This is a genomic window from Nioella aestuarii (assembly GCF_050896395.1).
Classification (GTDB): Bacteria; Pseudomonadota; Alphaproteobacteria; order Rhodobacterales; family Rhodobacteraceae; genus Nioella; species Nioella aestuarii.
In genome coordinates this window covers 23,078-41,843 of sequence record NZ_JBPBBA010000035.1, presented here as the reverse complement: position 1 = coordinate 41,843, position 18,766 = coordinate 23,078, and the positions used below count along the sequence as shown (strand labels likewise).

18 protein-coding genes and 1 pseudogene are annotated in these 18,766 nt (G+C 61.0%); 10 read left to right on the top strand and 9 right to left on the bottom strand.

The features are described 5' to 3' along the window. The 7 genes from ACROHD_RS16800 to ACROHD_RS16770 all read left to right on the top strand — a co-directional run. The coding region (locus tag ACROHD_RS16800) for an SDR family NAD(P)-dependent oxidoreductase (protein WP_432679516.1) at positions 1-635 on the top strand (635 nt) is incomplete at its 5' end. After that, entirely contained in the window at positions 635-1,654 is a 1,020-nt protein-coding gene (locus tag ACROHD_RS16795; RefSeq protein WP_432679515.1) for a LacI family DNA-binding transcriptional regulator, read from the top strand. The genes ACROHD_RS16800 and ACROHD_RS16795, both read left to right, overlap by 1 nt. Continuing rightward, positions 1,651-2,628, top strand: coding sequence for a nuclear transport factor 2 family protein (locus ACROHD_RS16790; protein ID WP_432679513.1), 978 nt, complete (start codon positions 1,651-1,653; stop codon positions 2,626-2,628). Before ACROHD_RS16795 ends, ACROHD_RS16790 begins: the two co-directional genes overlap by 4 nt. Positions 2,629-2,769: 141 nt before the next feature. Next, the gene (locus tag ACROHD_RS16785) at positions 2,770-3,738 is read left to right on the top strand and encodes a cupin domain-containing protein (RefSeq protein WP_432679512.1); all 969 of its coding nucleotides are present in this window, start codon (positions 2,770-2,772) and stop codon (positions 3,736-3,738) included. A 133-nt stretch (positions 3,739-3,871) separates the two neighbouring features. Then, the gene (locus ACROHD_RS16780) at positions 3,872-4,999 is read left to right on the top strand and encodes a cobalamin-independent methionine synthase II family protein (protein ID WP_432679511.1); all 1,128 of its coding nucleotides are present in this window, start codon (positions 3,872-3,874) and stop codon (positions 4,997-4,999) included. Next, positions 4,996-5,691, top strand: coding sequence for an alpha/beta fold hydrolase (locus ACROHD_RS16775; protein WP_432679510.1), 696 nt, complete (start codon positions 4,996-4,998; stop codon positions 5,689-5,691). Before ACROHD_RS16780 ends, ACROHD_RS16775 begins: the two co-directional genes overlap by 4 nt. Further along, positions 5,691-6,383 carry an RraA family protein gene (locus tag ACROHD_RS16770; protein WP_432679508.1) on the top strand — a complete coding sequence of 231 codons (693 nt, stop codon included), beginning with the start codon at positions 5,691-5,693 and terminating at the stop codon, positions 6,381-6,383. Before ACROHD_RS16775 ends, ACROHD_RS16770 begins: the two co-directional genes overlap by 1 nt. A 28-nt stretch (positions 6,384-6,411) precedes the next feature. Here ACROHD_RS16770 and ACROHD_RS16765 read toward each other — a convergent pair whose 3' ends face one another. Continuing rightward, complete coding sequence (locus tag ACROHD_RS16765; protein WP_432679506.1) at positions 6,412-7,632, bottom strand: MFS transporter; 1,221 nt, start codon at positions 7,630-7,632, stop codon at positions 6,412-6,414. 157 nt (positions 7,633-7,789) lie between these two features. On the opposite strand from ACROHD_RS16765, the gene ACROHD_RS16760 reads away from it, so the two are divergent. Further along, entirely contained in the window at positions 7,790-8,854 is a 1,065-nt protein-coding gene (locus ACROHD_RS16760; protein WP_432679505.1) for a YeeE/YedE family protein, read from the top strand. On the opposite strand, the gene ACROHD_RS16755 is transcribed toward ACROHD_RS16760, so the two are convergent. Then, positions 8,851-9,738: a LysR substrate-binding domain-containing protein gene (locus ACROHD_RS16755; protein WP_432679503.1), complete on the bottom strand. Its 888-nt coding sequence runs from the start codon at positions 9,736-9,738 to the stop codon at positions 8,851-8,853. The two genes, ACROHD_RS16760 and ACROHD_RS16755, sit on opposite strands and share 4 nt — an antisense overlap. Positions 9,739-9,857: 119 nt before the next feature. Here ACROHD_RS16755 and ACROHD_RS16750 point away from each other — a divergent pair, with 119 nt between their 5' ends. Next, a complete protein-coding gene (locus ACROHD_RS16750; protein ID WP_432679502.1) occupies positions 9,858-10,082 on the top strand; it encodes a hypothetical protein in 225 nt (74 codons plus the stop codon). Positions 10,083-10,139: 57 nt separating this feature from the next. Here the strand turns inward: ACROHD_RS16750 and ACROHD_RS16745 are convergent, their stop codons facing one another. From ACROHD_RS16745 to ACROHD_RS16725, 5 genes are all read right to left on the bottom strand, one after another. Further along, positions 10,140-11,555: a homospermidine synthase gene (locus ACROHD_RS16745; protein ID WP_432679500.1), complete on the bottom strand. Its 1,416-nt coding sequence runs from the start codon at positions 11,553-11,555 to the stop codon at positions 10,140-10,142. An 89-nt stretch (positions 11,556-11,644) separates the two neighbouring features. Next, entirely contained in the window at positions 11,645-12,265 is a 621-nt protein-coding gene (rpsD, locus tag ACROHD_RS16740; protein WP_432679498.1) for a 30S ribosomal protein S4, read from the bottom strand. A gap of 148 nt (positions 12,266-12,413) precedes the next feature. Then, a complete protein-coding gene (locus tag ACROHD_RS16735; RefSeq protein ID WP_432679497.1) occupies positions 12,414-13,484 on the bottom strand; it encodes a Hint domain-containing protein in 1,071 nt (356 codons plus the stop codon). A 117-nt stretch (positions 13,485-13,601) separates the two neighbouring features. Continuing rightward, entirely contained in the window at positions 13,602-14,531 is a 930-nt protein-coding gene (locus tag ACROHD_RS16730; protein WP_432679495.1) for a lipid A-modifier LpxR family protein, read from the bottom strand. A gap of 88 nt (positions 14,532-14,619) precedes the next feature. Beyond that, a complete protein-coding gene (locus ACROHD_RS16725) occupies positions 14,620-16,896 on the bottom strand; it encodes an adenosylcobalamin-dependent ribonucleoside-diphosphate reductase (RefSeq protein ID WP_432679494.1) in 2,277 nt (758 codons plus the stop codon). Positions 16,897-17,010: 114 nt separating this feature from the next. On the opposite strand from ACROHD_RS16725, the gene ACROHD_RS16720 reads away from it, so the two are divergent. Further along, complete coding sequence (locus tag ACROHD_RS16720; RefSeq protein WP_432679492.1) at positions 17,011-17,445, top strand: DUF1489 family protein; 435 nt, start codon at positions 17,011-17,013, stop codon at positions 17,443-17,445. A gap of 80 nt (positions 17,446-17,525) precedes the next feature. Here the strand turns inward: ACROHD_RS16720 and ACROHD_RS16715 are convergent. Both ACROHD_RS16715 and ACROHD_RS16710 read right to left on the bottom strand, forming a co-directional pair. Next, positions 17,526-18,047 (bottom strand): annotated as a pseudogene (locus ACROHD_RS16715) (porin); the annotation flags it as partial. 21 nt (positions 18,048-18,068) lie between these two features. Beyond that, positions 18,069-18,491, bottom strand: coding sequence for a hypothetical protein (locus ACROHD_RS16710; protein WP_432679491.1), 423 nt, complete (start codon positions 18,489-18,491; stop codon positions 18,069-18,071). Positions 18,492-18,766 lie beyond the last annotated feature (275 nt).

Below are 18,766 nucleotides of genomic sequence, written 5' to 3'. Positions count from 1 at the left end.
CGCGGTCGGCGGGCAAACTGGCCGATCTGGTTGCCGAAATGACCAGCGCGGGGCACAGCGCCGAGGCGTTGGAAATGGACGTTGCGGACGTTGCCGCGACCGAGGCGCTGGTGGCCCGGCACGGCCCCTTCGATGTGCTGGTGAACTCCGCCGGGATGGGCTTGCCCGCAGCGGCGCTCGACACGACCGAGGACCGGTTCGATGCGGTCTCGGGCATCAATATCAAGGGCGCCTATTTCCTGACCCGTGCTGTGGCGCGAGGGCTGATCGAGGCGGGTCGCCCCGGCTCGCTGATCAATATCTCCTCGCAGATGGGCCATGTGGGCGGCATCGACCGCACCGTTTACTCGGCCACCAAACACGCGGTCGAGGGCTTTACCAAGTCGATGGCGATCGAATGGGGGCCACACAGCATCCGCGTCAACACGATCTGCCCGACCTTCATTCTGACACCCCTGACACAAGCGACCTTCGACAATCCTGAACGGGCGGCGTGGATCCGGGACAAGATCAAACTGGGCCGTCCGGGCGAGGTCGAGGATATCATGGGCGCGGTGGTCTTTCTGGCCTCTGACGCCTCGGCGCTTATCACCGGCTCGGCGTTGATGGTGGACGGTGGGTGGACGGCAGACTGATGGCGGAAAAGATCACATCCCTGCAAGTCGCGGAACGCGCGGGCGTCAGCCAAAGCGCGGTCAGCCGTGTCTTCACGCCCGGCGCGTCGGTTTCCGCCAAAACGGCTGAGAAGGTGCGCACCGCGGCGCGTGAATTGGGCTACCGCCCCAATATTCTGGCCCGCGCAATGATCACCGGCCGGTCCCGCATCATCGGGCTGGTGGTGGCCTATCTGGAAAACCACTTTTATCCGGAAGTTCTGGAAAAGCTGTCTAATGCGCTTCAGGCGCAGGGGTATCACGTGCTGATCTTCATGGCGTCCAATACCGCCGACAATATCGACAGCGTGATGGATGAGATTCTCGACTACCAGGTCGACGGCATCATCCTCGCCTCGGTTGCCATGTCGTCCGACCTGACGCGCCGATGCGAGGCGGCTGGCGTTCCGGTCGTGCTGTTCAACCGTTTGCAGGATGATGAAACGCTGTCCGGCGTGGCTTCCGACAACGTGGCCGGCGGGCGCAAGCTGGCTGAGTTCCTCGTCGCGGGCGGCCATCGCAAGATTGCCCATATCGCGGGCTGGGAAGGGGCCTCTACTCAGCGCGACCGCGAAAAGGGATTCCTTGAGGGGCTGGCGGCTGCGGGCCTTGCGCTCCATTCCCGGGCCGAGGGCAATTTCCACACCGATCAGGCGCAGGCCGCCGCGCGGCTGCTGTTCGACACCGACGATCGCCCCGACGCGGTCTTCGTCGCAAATGATCATATGGCCTTCGCCGTGATGGATGTTCTGCGCTTTGAATTGAAGCTTCGCATCCCCGAGGACGTTTCGGTCGTCGGCTATGACGACGTGATCATCTCTGCCTGGCCCAGCTATGACCTGACCACCCTGCGCCAGCCCGCTAACCGGATGGTGGAGGAAACCGTACGCACAATGCTGGCCCGGATCGAAACGCCCAATATGCCCGCTCGCCGGGTCGCCATCGACGGCCCGCTTATCATTCGCGGCTCGGCCCGCATTCCCGAAGGATGGACTTCATGAAAGGGTTTGACCCCAAGTTTGCTGACTTCCCCGACTACATCCTCGGCATCACGCACGAGATCTGGGAAAGTCGCGGCATCGCCACGCTGCATGACTACTACGCACAGGACATCGTGGTGCGCAGCCCCGGATCGGTCGTCATTGGCAATCAGGGCGTGATTGGCGCGACCATGGCGACCTTGGCGGAATTTCCCGACCGGCAGCTTCTGGGCGAGGACGTGATCTGGTCTGGCACGCCCGAGGAGGGGATGCTGTCTTCGCACCGCATTCTGACCATGGCCACCCATGCGTGTGACGGTGTTTATGGCAAGGCAACTGGCCGCAAGCTTTTCTACCGGGTCATCGCCGACTGCCACGCGATCAACAACCAGATCAATGACGAATGGCTGGTCCGCGATCAGGGCGCAATCGTGCGCCAGATGGGCTGGACGCCCAAGAAATACGCCCGCGCGCTGATCAAGTCCGAGGGCGGGCCAGAGCAGGCCGTCCAACCGCTGTCCCCCGCCAATGATGTGGCAGGCCCTTACAAGGGGCGCGGAAATGACAGTGAATGGGGTCAGCGTTACGCCGATATCCTGACCCGGATCATGGGCGCTGACATGGCCGCGATCCCGCGTGAATACGACCGTGCAGTGCAGACCGAATATCCCGGCGGCGTAACAGGGCATTCCTGGGACTCGGCTGATGGCTTCTGGATGGGCCTGCGCGCGGCGCTGCCAAATGCAAGCTTTACCATCGACCACCAGATCGGACGGGACGACCCCCTGATGCCGCCCCGCGCCGCGATCCGCTGGGCGCTTCATGGCAAACACGAAGGCTGGGGCAGTTTCGGCAAACCGACCGGGGCCGAGATCTATGTGCTTGGGATCAGCCACGCCGAATTCGGCCCTTATGGCATCCGCCGCGAATGCACTCTGTTCGACGAAACCGCGATCTGGAAGCAGATCCTGCTGCACACCGGGGCTGCCGAATGACAAGGCTGCGCCCCACTCTGGCGCTCAGGCGCCTTCACGGCTTTCTCGCCAGCCGCCGCGCAAGGCGTCTGAACCTGCGGCCACCGAGAACGGGCTGACCCGCGCCCTCACCCACCCCGCAGTTTCAAAAAGGATAACAAAATGACCCCGCAAGAGATGGAAGCCCGCATCGTCCGCTATGGCGAGCTCAAACCCTGCAAGACCGCCTTCATCGACGCCCATACGCCCGGTAGTGACCAGAAGGAGAACTTCACAATCATCGGCGGTGGCGTCTCGGAAAGCCACGATCAGCATGTGCACATCACCATCCCGCACGGCTTCAATATCGGTGCGGCGGGCCAGCCACCCAAATGCCGCAACAGCTTGCATGATCACCGCACGGCAGAGGCGTTCTTCGTGCTCTCAGGGCGCTGGCGCTTCTTCTGGGGCCGCTATGGCACGGCGGGTGAGGTGACGCTGGAAGAGGGTGACATCTTCAACATCCCCACCGGCGTTTTCCGCGGGTTCGAGAATATCGGCACCGATTACGGGATGATCATGGCCATTCTGGGCGGTGACGATGCCGGCGGCGGGGTCATGTGGGCCCCGCAGGTGATCGAGGACGCTGCCGACCACGGGCTGGTGCTGGCGGAAACCGGCAAGCTTTATGACACCAAGAAAGGTGAGGCGCTGCCCGAAGACGTGAAGCCCATGCCGCTTATGTCCGCCGAGGATCTGGCGAAGCGGGCCGAACCCACCACGGCAGAGGTCCTGCCCAACCACGTGGCCCGCTACTGGGACATGGTGGCGCTGGCGGACCGCAAACCCTGCAAGGTGATCGGCGAGATCGGGCTTTTGCGCGACAAACCGGGGTTCGAGGTCGATTTCATCACGCGTGGCTCGGCAACCGACGCCAAACACAGCCACGACAAGCCCTCTGTTCTGATGCCGGTGAAAGGCCATTGGCGGGTGAACTGGGACGGCGGCAGCGCCACGCTCGCTCCCGGTGACACGATGAGCGTACCGGAAGGACTGGCGCATAGCGCGGTGCCCTCGATGACGGGCGAGGCCGCGATGTACCACATCGTCGCTACGGGCGATCCCGCGGGGCTGACCTGGGCGGGCAAATAACGATCTGAGGAGTGGCCCCGTTGGAGGCCGCTTCAATCCCACCCACCCGCAAGACACGGTTCTGTCTGCAGGGGGGGTGTACAGGGGGTGTACGCATGGCACCCCTCTGTTTTCGACAGGGAGGAGACAACAAATGACCCGGATTCTGACGACCCATGTGGGCAGCCTACCACGCACACAGGAGGTGGTGGACTTCATCTTCGCCCGAGAGCGGGAAGAGCCATACGAGGAAGCAGCCTTTGACGCCTGCATGACGTCGGCTGTCTCTGAAACCGTTAAAAAACAAAAGGATGCGGGGATCGACATCGTGTCCGACGGTGAGACGTCAAAGATCTCCTACGCGACCTATGTGAAGGATCGCTACACCGGCTTCTCCGGCGACAGCCCGCGCAACGCCCCTGCCGATCTGAAGATGTTTCCCAGCTTTCTCAAGCGCTTAGCCGACGATGGCGGCACACCTCAATATGCCCGGCCAATGTGCACCGGTGAGGTGCGGTCAAAAGGGCAGGGCGAGTTGGAAAAGGACATCGCCAATCTCAAGGCCGCGATGGCGGAACACGGGGTGTCGCGCGGTTTTATGAACGCTGCCAGCCCCGGCGTTATCTCCCTGTTTTTACAAAATGATTTCTACAAAACGAGGGAGGCTTACCTGGCCGCGCTCGCCGATGCGATGAAAGCGGAATATGAGACCATCGTGGCCGCTGGCCTGGATTTGCAGCTCGATTGCCCGGACCTCGCGCTCTCCAGACATATGTTGTTTACGGATTTGTCGGATGATGAGTTCCTGAAGGTCGCCAACATGCATGTGGAAGCGTTGAACCATGCCCTTCAGGATGTCCCGCAGGATCGCGTAAGGGTCCATATTTGCTGGGGAAATTACGAAGGGCCCCATTGCTGCGACATTCCGATGTCGAAGATGTTCGACACGCTGATGTCGACTAAATCGCGCTATGTCCTGTTCGAAACTTCGAACCCCCGCCATGGCCATGAATGGACCGTGTTCCGTGACCGAAAGGCAGATATCCCCGAGGACAAGATCCTTGTGCCCGGCGTGGTCGATACGACGACCAATTTCGTGGAACATCCGGAACTTGTTTCGCAGCGAATTCAACGCTTTACCGATATCGTTGGCACGGATCGGGTGATCGCGGGCAGCGATTGCGGCTTCGGCACCTTCGCGGGGTTCGGTGCGGTTGACCCGGAAATCGCTTACGCCAAGTTGAAGGCGCTCTCCGACGGTGCGGCGCTGGCGGGCCAATGACGCTACCACTGCTGCTCTTGCCGGGCATGATGTGTGATGCCCGGCTGTTTTTCCCACAGATATCAGCGCTTTCAGGACAACGCGCCGTGATGGTGGCTCCGATGGGTGGGGCCGGCAACATGGCCGATCTTGCGCGAGAAGTTCTGGAAAACGCGCCGCCGAGATTTGCTTTGGCGGGGTTGTCCATGGGCGGTATCCTCGCCATGGAGGTGTTGCGACGAGCGCCTGATCGTGTCGAGCGGCTGGCCCTGCTGGACACGAACCCCCGCGCTGAACTTGACGAGGTGAAGGCGCGCCGTGGCCCCCAGATGACGGCCGTGAAAGAGGGCCGCCTGCGCGAAGTGATGCGTGACGAGATGAAGCCCAACTACCTCGTCGACAGCCCGCGAAAGCAAGAGATCCTCGATCTCTGCATGGACATGGCGCTGGATCTTGGCCCGCAGGTTTTTATCAATCAATCCATTGCCTTGCGCGATAGGCCGGACCAGCAGGAAACCTTACGCAATTACGCAGGAAAAGCGCTTGTGCTTTGCGGCCGTCATGATGCGCTCTGCCCTGTGGAACGCCACGAGTTGATGCATGGCTTGCTGCAACACAGCTGCCTCGAGATCATCGAAGACGCGGGCCATCTGCCCACGCTGGAACAACCTGAGAAAACCACGGCGGCCCTGATCCGCTGGCTGGAGGATTGATGGACAACGCTCTTCTGACCCTGCTCCGCAGCGTCGATACCCCCACGGTCTGCAACGCCATTGAAGTGGCGCAAGGCAAGCGCGGCTTCAACGCCTTCACCCGGGGCACGATGCTTACAAATGACCCCGCGGGTGTGATGGTGGGCTATGCCGTAACCGCCCAGATTGCAGCGGTCGCCCCCCCCGCCGAAGACCCCGCCACCATCCGTGCCCGCCGCATGGCCTATTACAAGGCGATGGCAGAGGGGCCGAAACCGTCCGTCGCGGTTGTGGAAGATCTCGATTACCCCAATGCAATAGGGGCCTATTGGGGCGAGGTGAATACCACGATTCACGAGGGCTTCGGCATGTCTGGCGCACTGACCAACGGCGTCATGCGCGACCTTGGCGATATGGCACCCGACTTTCCTGTTGTCGCTGGTAGCATTGGGCCGAGCCATGGTTTTGTGCATGTTCGCAGCATCAACGAACCCGTTCAAATCATGGGGATGGAGGTGCGTCCGGGTGATCTGATCCATGCCGATCGCCACGGGGCAGTGGTGATCCCGCCGGAGGTGGTCGATCAGCTGGCAGCGGCCATCATGAAGATGCAGGACACCGAGAAACTGGTGCTTGAGCCAGCCCGCGCGGAAGGGTTCGATTTCGACGCCTTTGAGGCCGCCTGGACCGCGTTCGAGAAAGCGCGGACCTAAAAGACTCGCGTCGCGGGCTGCACCCTGATCATTCTGCCGGGGCGGGCTGGCGGGCCTTTAGTATGGTTTCATTGCCCGCTTCTGGGTGCCGCGGGATGAGAAGGGCCAGCAGCGTCGACACCATCGCCATGCCTGCGGCCAATGAGAAGACCGCGCCGGGATAGACCAGCCACAGATAGCCGAGCGAGGCAGGCAAGAACACCGCCGCAATATGGTTGATGGTGAATGCCACGGCCGCCGTGGGGGCAATGTCGCCGGGATCGGCGATCTTCTGGAAATAGGTTTTGATCGCCAATGCCAGCGAGAAGAACAGGTGGTCTACCACGTAAAGCACAAGCGCTAGCGTCACGCCCCAATCGAAGAAATAGATCCCGGCATAGAGCAGGAAGACCCCGGTCAACCCGACATATTCGATGACCAGCGCGGCGCGTTCCCCGAACAGGCTGACCATCTTGCCCAAAAGTGGCGCGAAGATCATGTTCAGGACCAGGGTAATCATGAACAGTGCGGTGATCTCGTGCACGTCGAAGCCGAACCGCTCCACCATCATGAAGCCGGCGAAGACCACGAATATCTGGCGCCGTGCACCAGACATGAACTGTAGCGCATAATAGAGCCAGTAGCGGCGGCGCAGGATGAACTGCTTGCGCTGTGGGTTCGGGGCCTCGAATTGTGGAAAGATCACCAGGCAGGCCAATGCGATCAGCAGGGTGAACCCGCCCGCAACCCAATAGACGATGGAAAAGCTCAGGTCATAGGCGCGCCATGTGAGGATGATGAGCCCATAGGCAGCAAGCGTCCCGCCAGAGGCCACCGCGACCAGCCAGCCAAGCGTCTGCGGTGCACGTTTCTTGTCAAGCCATTGCAGTTGGAGGGACTGGTTAACCGTTTCGTAATAGTGGAATCCGATGGAGCTGAGCAGCGTCACCATCAGGATTCCCCCGAAGCTGGGAAATTGCGCCGTGATCGCCGTTGCGATCCCGAGTAGCGCCAGCGACAGAAGCCCAAGCACCTGTTCGCGGATCACCATGATCAGGGCGATCACACCGATGGCGAGGAAGCCTGGTATCTCCCTGACAGTATGCAGCCATCCGATATCCGACCCGTCGAATTGTGCAACCTCGATGACGAAGTTGTTCAGAAGCGCCGACCATGTGGCAAAGGCGATCGGCATTGCTAAGGCCATCACCACGAGAAGGCCAATCGGTTGGCGCCAGACGGGCAAGGTCTTGGCGTCTTCGAGGGACATCCTGCGGAAAGGTGACGGACGGGTCATATCCCCGCCTTAGGCCGTTTTTTCAGGGCTGACGAGAGGAAAAAACGCATTCCGACCTTTGAATGTGACATAGGTCAAGGCCGTGCGCCCCGCAATCGGCCACACCGCGGCCAAGTTGCAGGAGACCACCATGGATATCGTCCCACTCATCGACCAGATCGGGGAACCCCAGACCGCTGCTTTCTTCGGGTTGATCACCGGCGTGATTTTCGGGATCGCGGCGCAGCGGTCATCCTTCTGTTTGCGCGCTTCGGTCGTGGAGTTCGCAAAAGGGCAGCTTGGCAGCCGCATGGCGGTCTGGTTGCTGGCTTTCTCAACGGCAGTGTTCTGGACGCAGCTGGCGGATCTGTCGGGATTGATGCGCGCGGAGGACGCGCGGATGATGGCTGTGCCGGGCTCCGTCTCGGGTGCTGTGGTGGGCGGATTGCTGTTTGGGGTGGGCATGATCATGGCGCGCGGGTGCTCTGGCCGGTTGCTGGTGCTCGCCGCGACGGGGAACATGCGGTCGCTCGTGTCAGGGCTGGTGTTCGCCGTGGTGGCCCAAATGGCCTTGCAGGGCTGGTTGGCGCCCGTGCGCAACTGGATCGCGGGCCTGTGGATCACCCCCGGGGGTGCCAATTTCAACCTGTTGACGTCGCTGCACCTACCGCCGGTCTCGGGCTTTCTGATCGGTCTGGCCTTCGCCTTGGCCGCGCTGTGGCTGGCGCGTAAGAACCGGGTCAGCTTGCGCGTTCTGTTCACCGCCTCTGGCGTGGGATTTGCGGTGGCGACGGGCTGGGTTCTGACCTTTGCGCTGAGCCAGGTAGCGTTTGACCCAGTTCAGGTAGAAAGTGCGACCTTTACCGGCCCTTCGGCACACACTTTGATGTTCTTCCTCACTTCCAGCCCGGCGCTGGAGTTCGATATCGGCCTCGTGCCCGGCGTGTTCCTTGGCGCATTTCTGTCGGCGGCATGGGGGCGAGAGCTCAAGCTGCAGGGATTTGATGGGGCAGCCAACATGAGCCGCGCGCTGATCGGCGCGGCGCTGATGGGGATGGGCGGTATGCTGGCAGGCGGATGCGCCATTGGGGCCGGGGTGACTGGCGGGTCGATCTTTGTCGGAACCGCTTGGCTGGCGCTGTTGTGCATGTGGGTGGGCGGTATGGTGACGAGTTGGCTGCTGAACCAAGGCGGAACCCTGGCACAACCGGCCTAAGCGTTGAAGCGCCCCTTCAGCCAGTTGGCAAACGCCAATACCCGCCGGTCGGGATATTCGGTTTCTGCAAAGACCACATACATCGACTTTTCTGACTGAATCTCTAACGGGTTCAGTTGCAGCAAGCGCCCTGCCTGTACATCTGCGGCAAAGAGATGCCGGTCGACCAGAGCAACACCAGCGCCGGAAATGGCCATGTCATTTACACGGGCGCGGTCGGGGTAGCTGACAACGGTCAATTGGCCGGGATCGGTCAGTCCACCAGCCTCGAAATATTCGGGCCATTTCTCTGGCATCAAGGCGTTGTCCCCAAGTACCATCCTGGCAATCTCCTCCAAGGTCAGCGGCAAAGTCCGCCCCGAAACCAGGGAAGGGGCCGCAACCGCGCTAAGCATGTCGTCGTAGAGCTTGACTATGGTCATGCCCGGCCAGTCGCCATTGCCATAGCGTACTGCTGCATCACAGTCGGATCCACGCAGGTCGATCACGTCACTGGACATCTCTGGGATTACGCGCAGACCGGGATAGAGATCGTGGAAATCCGCAAGGTAGGGCAGGATGACCCGGTTCGCGAAATAGGGCGCCATCGAGATGCGGATCTCACCTGTCAGATCCTTGGCCGTCGCGGCCTCTGTGGCGGCGCGGATCTCGGCAAAAGCGCGTGACAGACGTGCGGCAAGATCTCGGGCCGGGTCCGTCAGTTCTACGCGGCGCGTCATGCGGTGGAACAGTTTCAGGCCAAGATCGGCCTCCAACGCCTTGATCTGGTGGCTGATCGCGGCGTGCGTGACGTTCAGCTCATCGGCGGCGTCTTTGAAGCTGAGCCGTCTTGCAGCGGCCTCGAATGCACGCAATTGGTTCAGGTTGGGTAGGCGGCGAGACATGGGCGATTCCGATCATGGGTTAGGTATTCTAACACATCCCGTGAGAAACGCTCGTTTGCCGGTGTGGTGCCCGCCCGGATAGCTTCGGTGTCAGAGATCAGCCACGAAGGAACACACCGATGACACGCCATGCAAACCCCAACCAGATTACGCCCCTCGACCACATGATCATCAGCGCCGGAGGCCGGACCGAGGCCGAGTTTGAACAGCGTATGACATCCGGAACCCCGACACTTCACTGCCGCTTGTGTGCCATTGCGGCGGATGTGCTCTATCGCATCGTGCTGCGGCTGGAGCACCGCGCAAACCGCACGGCAGAGCTGTCGCATCGCCGCATGGCCTGAGAGCTGCCCGTAAAGAAAAAGCCGCCCTTACGGGGGCGGCTTTTCTTGTTTCCAAGCTTAGCTGGCCAGAACGTTGCGGAAGGCCCAAGGTTCGCTTTCATCGATATCCTCAGGGAACAGTTCCCACCGATCTTGCAAGGGCGTCCAGTCGGTGTAATGCGCTTCGACCGGGCCAAGGTAGGGGCGCTGCACTTCCAGACAGCGGGCGTGGTCCATCTCGTCGGCTTCCACGATTCCGGCATTGGGGTTTTCCAAAGCCCAGACCATCCCGGCCAGAACGGCAGAAGTCACCTGAAGCCCGGTCGCGTTTTGGTAGGGTGCCAGATCACGGGTTTCCTCATTCGACAGACGAGAGCCGAACCACAGCGCATTCTTTTCGTGCCCGTAGAGCAACACACCAAGTTCGTCGATCCCCTCGACGATTTCGTCCTCGGTCAGGATGTGGTGCTTGGTTTGCTGGCGGCCGGATCCGAACATCTCGTGCAGCGACAGAACCGCGTCATCGCAGGGATGGTAAGCATAGTGGCAGGTCGGGCGATACTCGGGTGCGGCAGCGTCGCCTACGGTGTAATAGTCCGAGATCGAGATCGCTTCGTTATGGGTGACGAGGAAACCAAACTGCGGGCCCGGGGTAGGGCACCATGTGTGCACACGTGTGATTGCGCCGGGGCGATCCAGCCAAATGCCTGCCATGCAGCCTGATTCATGGCTATGACCGTTCTCGGGGAACCACGGTTCATGCGTGCCCCAACCCAGTTCAGCGGGCTGAAAGCCTTCAGAAATGAAGCCCTCGACGGACCAGGTGTTAACGAAGACCCCGCGCGGGCGGGGGACGCGGCGGGCTTGGGTGTCACGCTCCGCGATATGGACACCTTGCACGCCAAGGCTCTGCATCAGCTTGCCCCACCCGGCGCGATCGGCAGGAGCCTCCACCTCGCGGCCGGTATCCTTTGCGAGCGTCAGAAGCGCCTCTTTCACGAACCAGCTGACCATGCCGGGGTTCGCCCCGCAGCAGCTGACGGCGGTGGTGCCGCCGGGATTGGCGGCTTTCTCATCCCGCACCTTCTGGCGCAATGCGTAGTTGGTGCGCGCGGCATTGTCGGTGGTGCCGAAGTAATAGCCTGCCCAGGGTTCAACCACAGTGTCGATATAAGGCACCCCGATTTCGCGGCAGAATCGCATGAGATCGAGCGAGGAGGTGTCGACGCTGAGATTGACGCAGAAGCCCTTGCCCGGCTCCAGCAGCTCGCCCAGAACCTCGCGGTAGTTTTCCGGTGTGATCGCGGTCTGCACGTGGTTCAGCTTGTGCTGGCGAAGGAAGTTGGCTTGCCCCTCGTCAGGCTCGATCACTGTGAACTTGTCGGCGTCATAGTCGAAATGACGTTCGATGAGTGGCCAGGTGCCTTTGCCGATCGAGCCGAAACCGATCATCACAATGGGGCCATCGATGCGGGCGTAAACTGGGTAGGTCATGTCCGGCGGATCCTTCTTTCCGGGGGCAGAACGCAAAAAGGGCCGCACCGGATTTCGGCGCGGCCCCGTAATTTTGACGCGTCAGACGCTTAGTTCTGAGCGTAGTATTCGATGACCAGGTTCGGTTCCATCATCACCGGGTAGGGCACGTCGCCCAGGCCGGGGGTGCGGACGAAGGTGGCCTTCATCTTGGAATGGTCGGCGTCGATGTAGTCAGGAACGTCACGCTCGGCCAGTTGCACAGCTTCCAGAAGGACGGCCAGCTGCTTGGACTTGTCACGCACTTCAACAATGTCACCCTCTTTCACGCGGTAGGAGGGGATGTTGACGCGCTTGCCGTTCACGGTGACGTGGCCGTGGTTCACGAACTGGCGGGCGGCGAAGACGGTCGGGACGAACTTGGCGCGATACACGACGGCGTCCAGACGGCTTTCCAGCAGGCCGATCAGGTTTTCACCGGTGTCGCCCTTGCGACGCTCGGCGTCTGCGAAGATGCGGCGGAATTGCTTTTCGGTCAGGTCGCCGTAGTAGCCTTTCAGCTTCTGCTTGGCGCGCAGCTGCAGACCGAAGTCAGACAGCTTGCCCTTGCGGCGCTGGCCGTGCTGGCCGGGGCCATATTCGCGGCGGTTGACCGGGGATTTCGGACGACCCCAGATGTTTTCGCCCATCCGGCGGTCGATTTTGTACTTGGCAGAGGTGCGTTTGGTCACCGTCTGATCTCCTTCTTAACGTGTCGAAGGGCGTTGTCCTTTGGCCGAGGCCCGACAGGCATCCCCTTGCGGGGGCCACCAACACCAATGAAAACCCCGGCAAGCGGGTTGCCGGGATGCGCGCGTTTTACACATGCGGTATGGGGTGTCAATGCCTGGCGGCGGTCTTTCGGAACCCGTGCATAAGAATGGCAGCCTCTGCCCGGTCCAGCATCCGCCGCGCCGGCGCGCCATAGTTGAACGGGTCATCCGCCAGATCGGGGAAAAGCGACAACATGCTGCGCCGCTGACTGCCCTCCAGATTGTCCAGGCCCATAAATCCTGGATGGAAGGTCTCAACCTCAAGCCCGTTGGCCCATACAACCTGATGGCGTTCCAGCATCAGATGCACATACCAGGTTTCCCGCATAGAGTGATCGACGGTCACCAGCCGGTCGCTGACCAGATCGCGAGCCGAGACCAGAACCTCTGGCTCGCCCCACAGGTCGCGGGCGACGGCGCCCTTTACGATGACGCGGTGTTCTGGGGAAACCACAAGGTCGGCGTCAGGCCGGTACAGCCCGAGCGCGCCTTCACGGATACGGATGGGCCTTTGATCGGGCATGGCAAACAGCCGCGCGCCCGACATGCGGCGCTGACCGGTCCACACCACCTCTTGCGGGCCGTCGTCGCTGGTCAGCACCCGGTCGCCAGGACCAAGGTCTTCGATCGCTACGTCGCCTTGTTCAGTGCGCAGTCGTGTTCCAGGGGTGAAACAAATGACCGAGGCGCTTTCGACGGCGGCCATCGGGCGCGGCTGGTTCACGCGAATGATGGTCAGATCGCGATTTGCGGGCGGGATGGCCTCGGGGAAAATCAGGATCGGCAGGCGTCCCTTGCCCGTTGCCACTGGCACAATGGTGTAAAAGCGCGGTCCATCAGCCACCATGAAGGCATCGCCGAACAGCGGGTCGGCATCAAGCGCCGCGTCTTGTTTTGGGGTGGGCGCGGGGTGGTGCAGCAATTTGCGCACCACCCGCGCGGCCCGTACACGAAGCTCGGCGTGATCCTCGCTGACTCCCAGAAGTAGCGCGGCGCCATCGCCTTCCAGAGGAAGAGCGCGGCCCTGCCAGCGCCAGGACATTCCTTCGGCCAGTTCATTGTTATTTTCTGCCGGTACGCCGTCGATCAGGGTTTGCGACCACGCGATCATGGTCAGGCCCCGATAGCCCGTGCTCATAGTATTCTGCCTGTATTTATTAGTGCTTCTCACCCTGTAGACCGAATCTAGCAGAGGCGAATCACCTTGGGAAGGGGGTGATTCGCCTGCGATTCGAAAAAAGTCCGAATCGGGGTCTCAGAATTCCAATGCGACGGTAACGGATCCGATGGTCTGGCCTTCGCTTTGGCCCACGAATTCCTCTGACAGATAGGTCAGCCCGTAGAAGATGTTGGAATGGCCAAACGCATAGTTCACCCCGGCGCGCAGGCGGTAGCGGGTGTCCTGTGGAGTATAGCCCCGATCGGATGGCAAATACTGCGAGCTGTCCACCCAGGCGTAGTCGCCGCCAAGCAACAGGGAAAATCCGTGATCATCCGGGCTGTCGATGGCGCTGATCCGGTTGCCGGTGGTCACATCGCGCAGCCGCAACCCGCCCTGACCGTAGCCGCCGAATGTCATGTCTAAGCCGACGCGGGCGAGCGTTTCCACCCCGGCCTGAAGCTCCACAAAGGGGCGCACCTGTCCGGAGCCGAATGAAAACTCGCGCCCAATTTCGGCGGTGCCGTGAAGGTAGAACCCGTTATTGACCTGAAAGCTTTCTACCCGGCTGGTTTGCAGGCTGAAGGTGTCATGCACCACCTCTTGCAGGTGGCGGATGCCGGTCTGTTCGCCCATGGCCACGATATCGGCGCCAAGGGCTACTTCGAAGCCGCTCCAACTGAAATGCGTATGCGCGCCGACCGACAGCACACCAGCATAGAGCCGGTCGCCGGGGGCGGGGTTGCTGATGCTGGCTGGCGCGATCACTTCGCCGCGAAACCTGTATTCCATGATCTCGCCCATGCGCAGAGGCAACTGGCCGGACCAGCCCGGACCGCGCACGGTGCTGATGCCATAAGCCCCGGACCGCCAGCGGTCGCGCCCGTCGCCGATCAGATCGTTAGTGAATAGCCGTGCCTGGCCAAGCGTTTCACGCCCGTCGAAATAGCCCTGGGCCGATGCCGTCGGGGTGAAAAGTGTAATTGCACACAGGATAGCTCCTGCCCGGCATACTGCCTGCCACATTGTACTGCCTCTTATCCGTGACCGGTTTTGCCCCGGTCTACTGTCGAATTAGGGCAAAACTATCACAGCATCGGGGACAGGGCTAGGCTCAGGCGCATTTGGAATGGCCACAGCTTGGGCAGGTCATACAGCCCTCGACCATGCGCATTCCGTATTCACCGCAGGACGGGCAGGCCGCGCCGCGCGATCCGGGGGTTCCCATAGCCATGACCTTGGCCTGCGGATCGGTTTTCAGCCCCATGCCTTCGCCGCCGATGAATCCGATGGCAATCAGGTGCTTCTCGATCACCCCGCCGATGGCGGCCAGAATGGAGGGCACGTATTTGCCCTGCATCCATGCCCCCCCGCGCGGGTCGAAGACGGCCTTCAGTTCTTCCACCACAAAGGACACATCCCCCCCGCGCCGGAACACCGCCGAAATCATCCGGGTCAGCGCCACGGTCCAGGCGAAATGTTCCATGTTCTTGGAGTTGATGAAAATCTCGAACGGGCGGCGGTGGCCCGCAATGACGATATCGTTGATGGTGATGTAGATCGCGTGGTTCGAATCCGGCCATTTGAGCTTGTAGGTATGGCCTTCCAGCTCCTGCGGGCGGTCGAGCGGTTCTGCGATATAGACAACATCGCCATCTGCGTCGGGTTGCTCAGCCGCCGGCTTGGCTTCGGTCTCTGACACACTCAGAACAGACCCCGTCACGTCATTGGGGCGGTAGGTTGTGCAACCCTTACAGCCCGTGTCCCAGGCCTGCATGTAGACGTCCTTGAACGCCTCAAAGCTGATATCTTCGGGGCAGTTGATCGTCTTGGAGATGCTCGAATCCACCCACTTCTGCGCGGCGGCCTGCATCTTGACGTGATCGGCGGGCGGCAGGGTCTGGGCGTTGACGAAATAGTCGGGCAGGGGTGCATCGCCTTTCAGGTCGCGCCACAGCTTGACGGCGTAATCCACCACTTCCTCTTCCGTCCGGCTGCCGTCGCGTTGCAGCACCTTGCGGGTATAGGCATAGGCAAAGACCGGCTCGATGCCTGAGCTGACATTGCCTGCATAGAGGGAAATGGTCCCCGTCGGCGCGATGGATGTCAAAAGCGCGTTGCGGATGCCGTGCTCGCGGATGTCGGCGCGCAGGTCCTCGTCCATGTTCTTCATATTGCCGGATGCCAGGAAGGCGTCTGCGTCGAACAGTGGGAAGGCCCCGCGTTCCTTCGCCAGATCCACAGAAGCGCGATAGGCCACATGGGCGATCTGCTTCATCCATTCCTTGGTTTGTGCGGCGGCCTCGTCCGACCCATAGCGCAGCCCCAGCATCAACAGCGCATCGGCAAGCCCCGTCACCCCAAGCCCGATCCGGCGCTTGGCAGCGGCTTCCTGCGCCTGCGCCTCTAGCGGGAAGCGGCTGGCATCGACGACGTTGTCCATCATGCGGACCGCAGTGGTGACCAGTTCGGTTAGCTGCGTATTACACAGATGCGCCTTTTCCGCGTCGAAGGGATGCCAGATCAGCTTCGCCAGGTTGATTGAGCCAAGCAGGCAGGCGCCGTAGGGGGGCAGGGGCTGTTCGCCACAGGGGTTGGTCGCCGCGATGGTTTCAGCGTATCCAAGGTTATTGGCATCGTTGATGCGGTCGATGAAGATCACGCCGGGTTCGGCATAATCATAGGTCGACTGCATGATCTTGTTCCACAGATCGCGCGCCTGCACGGTCTGATAGATCTTGCCACCAAAGGTCAGTTCCCAGGGGCCATTGGCCTTAACAGCCTCCATGAACGGGTCGGTCACAAGCACCGACATGTTGAACATGCGAAGGCGGGCGGGGTCGGATTTAGCGGTGATGAATGCCTCGATATCCGGATGGTCGCAGCGCATGGTGGCCATCATCGCGCCCCGGCGGCTGCCAGCTGACATGATCGTGCGGCACATCGCATCCCAGACATCCATGAAGCTGAGCGGGCCCGAGGCATCGGCCGCCACGCCATGCACATCCGCGCCCTTGGGGCGAATGGTCGAGAAATCATATCCGATCCCGCCGCCCTGTTGCATGGTCAGGGCCGCCTCTTTCAGGCTTTCGAAAATGCCCGCCAGGCTGTCAGGGATGGTTCCCATGACAAAGCAGTTGAACAGGGTGACGTTGCGCCCGGTGCCCGCGCCAGCGGTGATGCGGCCGGCTGGCAAGTATTTGAAATCCTCAAGCGCGGCATAGAACCGGTCTTCCCATAGGGCAGGGTCACTTTCGACCTCTGACAGCGCGCGCGCGATTCGGCGCCATGTATCCTCGATGGATTGGTCACTGGGCGTGCCATCGGCCTGTTTGAGCCGGTATTTCATGTCCCAGATGGCTTCGGCAATCGGGGCGGAGAAGCGGCTCATTGGTCAATATCCATATTGGTAGGGGGGACGAAGGAAGATACCCACAAGACCTGCTCGGGTCAACGTTGGCTTTCCGGTTTCCACGTCCTAAATTGTCCTCCTCAGGGAGACACAATGGCAACCAAATTCACCCATCTCATCAAGCTTAGTGTTGGCACGGAAAGCGTCGAGGATCTGGCCGCATGGCAAGCCACGGCCCATGAAAGCTGGCCCGACGGACAGCCCCGCCACGTCACCCGCATGTGGCCCAAACGTGAGGCAGAGGTTCTGGACGGCGGGTCGATCTATTGGGTGATCAAGGGTTTCATCCAGGCGCGTCAGAAGGTGCTGCGTCTGGACGAGGTGATTGGGCAGGACGGCATTCGCCGCTGTGGCATCGTATTGGACAAGGCGCTGATCCGGGTCGAAGCGACGCCCAAGCGCGCCTTTCAGGGCTGGCGCTATCTTGCGCCAACAGATGCCCCTCGTGATTTGTCTGCCGCCCGCGCGCATGAAGAAGCATTGCCGCTCGATCTGCAAAACGCCCTTGCCGATATCGGGGTGCGGTAGCCTGACTTGTGACTCGTCGGTGCAACGAAAAAGGCCGGGCGCTGATGCACCCGGCCAATTTTGTTTCAACCTGTTCGCGCTTAGCGCAGCGCAGCAAGCCCGCCCGCGATCGCCGAGCGGTAGGATCCGCGTGCAATCTGGGTCGAGGAGTTGAGCGGTGTGGCCGATGCATTGTTGCCAAGCGGGATGGTCAAGCTCAGGCCAACCGAAGTGGCATCCGCCGAGATCGGCCCAAGACCGAAATCGGTGCTAGACACTTCCAGCGCAATGATGCCGGGGAAGCCGCCGCCTGACTGCGACAGGTCGTAGGACAAGCCGAGCGACACCTGAGTGGCGTCAATTGTGATCGGGAGGGGCGTTCCCACATCAAGGTGTCCCACGGAACCATACAGCGACAGTCCGTTACCGAAGTCATAGTCCACGCCGATGGCCAGCAGGCTCAGGTCGATGCCAGTGCCACCCGCGCTGATATCGGTGCGTGTGTAGCTGCCGAACAGTTCCAGGTTTGGCATCACGTCATAAGAGGCCGCCAGACCGTAGTCTGTAATGTCTATGCCGCCGGGCAGACCTGGCGACGTGTCGGACGTACCATAGAAGACTTCAACCCAGACGGGCCCGCTCTCTTAGCCTGCGAAGATCCCGACCTGACGGGTATCCACGCCAAGCGTGATCGGCAGCAGTGAGACCGAAATATCCAGATCCCCCATGCGATAATAGGCGCCGACATAGGCACCGTTGCCAAAGTGATAGGACGGTTCGAAGGCGAAGCTCATCAGATCGGCCTCGATGCCGATCGGCAAGGGCGTGTCCACGTCTGTCATCGAGATGCCGAAGTCGAGGGCAACATTCACGTTCGGGCCAAAGGCGATGTCGGAATCCACGTCAAGGGTCGTCGTGGTCAGGTCAATGCCCGTTCCGAGTGCATCCAACGACGTGCTGGAAAAGCCCAAGGTGATTGTAGAACTCATGGTCGGTGCGCTCTGAGCCAGGGCAGCGCCAGGAAGGGCGATGATGGCGGCGGTGGCGAGCAGGGTGCGAATGCTCATTGGTGCTTCCTTTCCAAAATAAGGGGAACTTCTGGGCAGGGGCGATAATTGCCGTCCATGTCCCCTCAGAGCACGAGGCCGAATAACCCCGTTAACCAAAGTTAACACTGGCAACAAACTAATTGATACACTTCCGCGCAAACGAGCCCATGTTTCTCTCGGATGTGTTGCAAACTGATTTCAACTAGAGCGCTCGAGAGAAAACTCAAATAAAAAAGCGCTCCCGATGTGAGAGCGCTGATCAAAGCTGAGAAAGAGCGTGACTGGTCTGCAGG

Coding starts and splice junctions, on each gene's coding strand:
- ACROHD_RS16795 (WP_432679515.1), top strand. CDS start 635: ATGGCGGAAAAGATCACATCCCTGCAAGTCGCGGAACGCGCGGGCGTC.
- ACROHD_RS16790 (WP_432679513.1), top strand. CDS start 1,651: ATGAAAGGGTTTGACCCCAAGTTTGCTGACTTCCCCGACTACATCCTC.
- ACROHD_RS16785 (WP_432679512.1), top strand. CDS start 2,770: ATGACCCCGCAAGAGATGGAAGCCCGCATCGTCCGCTATGGCGAGCTC.
- ACROHD_RS16780 (WP_432679511.1), top strand. CDS start 3,872: ATGACCCGGATTCTGACGACCCATGTGGGCAGCCTACCACGCACACAG.
- ACROHD_RS16775 (WP_432679510.1), top strand. CDS start 4,996: ATGACGCTACCACTGCTGCTCTTGCCGGGCATGATGTGTGATGCCCGG.
- ACROHD_RS16770 (WP_432679508.1), top strand. CDS start 5,691: ATGGACAACGCTCTTCTGACCCTGCTCCGCAGCGTCGATACCCCCACG.
- ACROHD_RS16765 (WP_432679506.1), bottom strand. CDS start 7,632: ATGTCCCTCGAAGACGCCAAGACCTTGCCCGTCTGGCGCCAACCGATT.
- ACROHD_RS16760 (WP_432679505.1), top strand. CDS start 7,790: ATGGATATCGTCCCACTCATCGACCAGATCGGGGAACCCCAGACCGCT.
- ACROHD_RS16755 (WP_432679503.1), bottom strand. CDS start 9,738: ATGTCTCGCCGCCTACCCAACCTGAACCAATTGCGTGCATTCGAGGCC.
- ACROHD_RS16750 (WP_432679502.1), top strand. CDS start 9,858: ATGACACGCCATGCAAACCCCAACCAGATTACGCCCCTCGACCACATG.
- ACROHD_RS16745 (WP_432679500.1), bottom strand. CDS start 11,555: ATGACCTACCCAGTTTACGCCCGCATCGATGGCCCCATTGTGATGATC.
- ACROHD_RS16735 (WP_432679497.1), bottom strand. CDS start 13,484: ATGAGCACGGGCTATCGGGGCCTGACCATGATCGCGTGGTCGCAAACC.
- ACROHD_RS16730 (WP_432679495.1), bottom strand. CDS start 14,531: ATGTGGCAGGCAGTATGCCGGGCAGGAGCTATCCTGTGTGCAATTACA.
- ACROHD_RS16725 (WP_432679494.1), bottom strand. CDS start 16,896: ATGAGCCGCTTCTCCGCCCCGATTGCCGAAGCCATCTGGGACATGAAA.
- ACROHD_RS16720 (WP_432679492.1), top strand. CDS start 17,011: ATGGCAACCAAATTCACCCATCTCATCAAGCTTAGTGTTGGCACGGAA.
- ACROHD_RS16710 (WP_432679491.1), bottom strand. CDS start 18,491: ATGAGCATTCGCACCCTGCTCGCCACCGCCGCCATCATCGCCCTTCCT.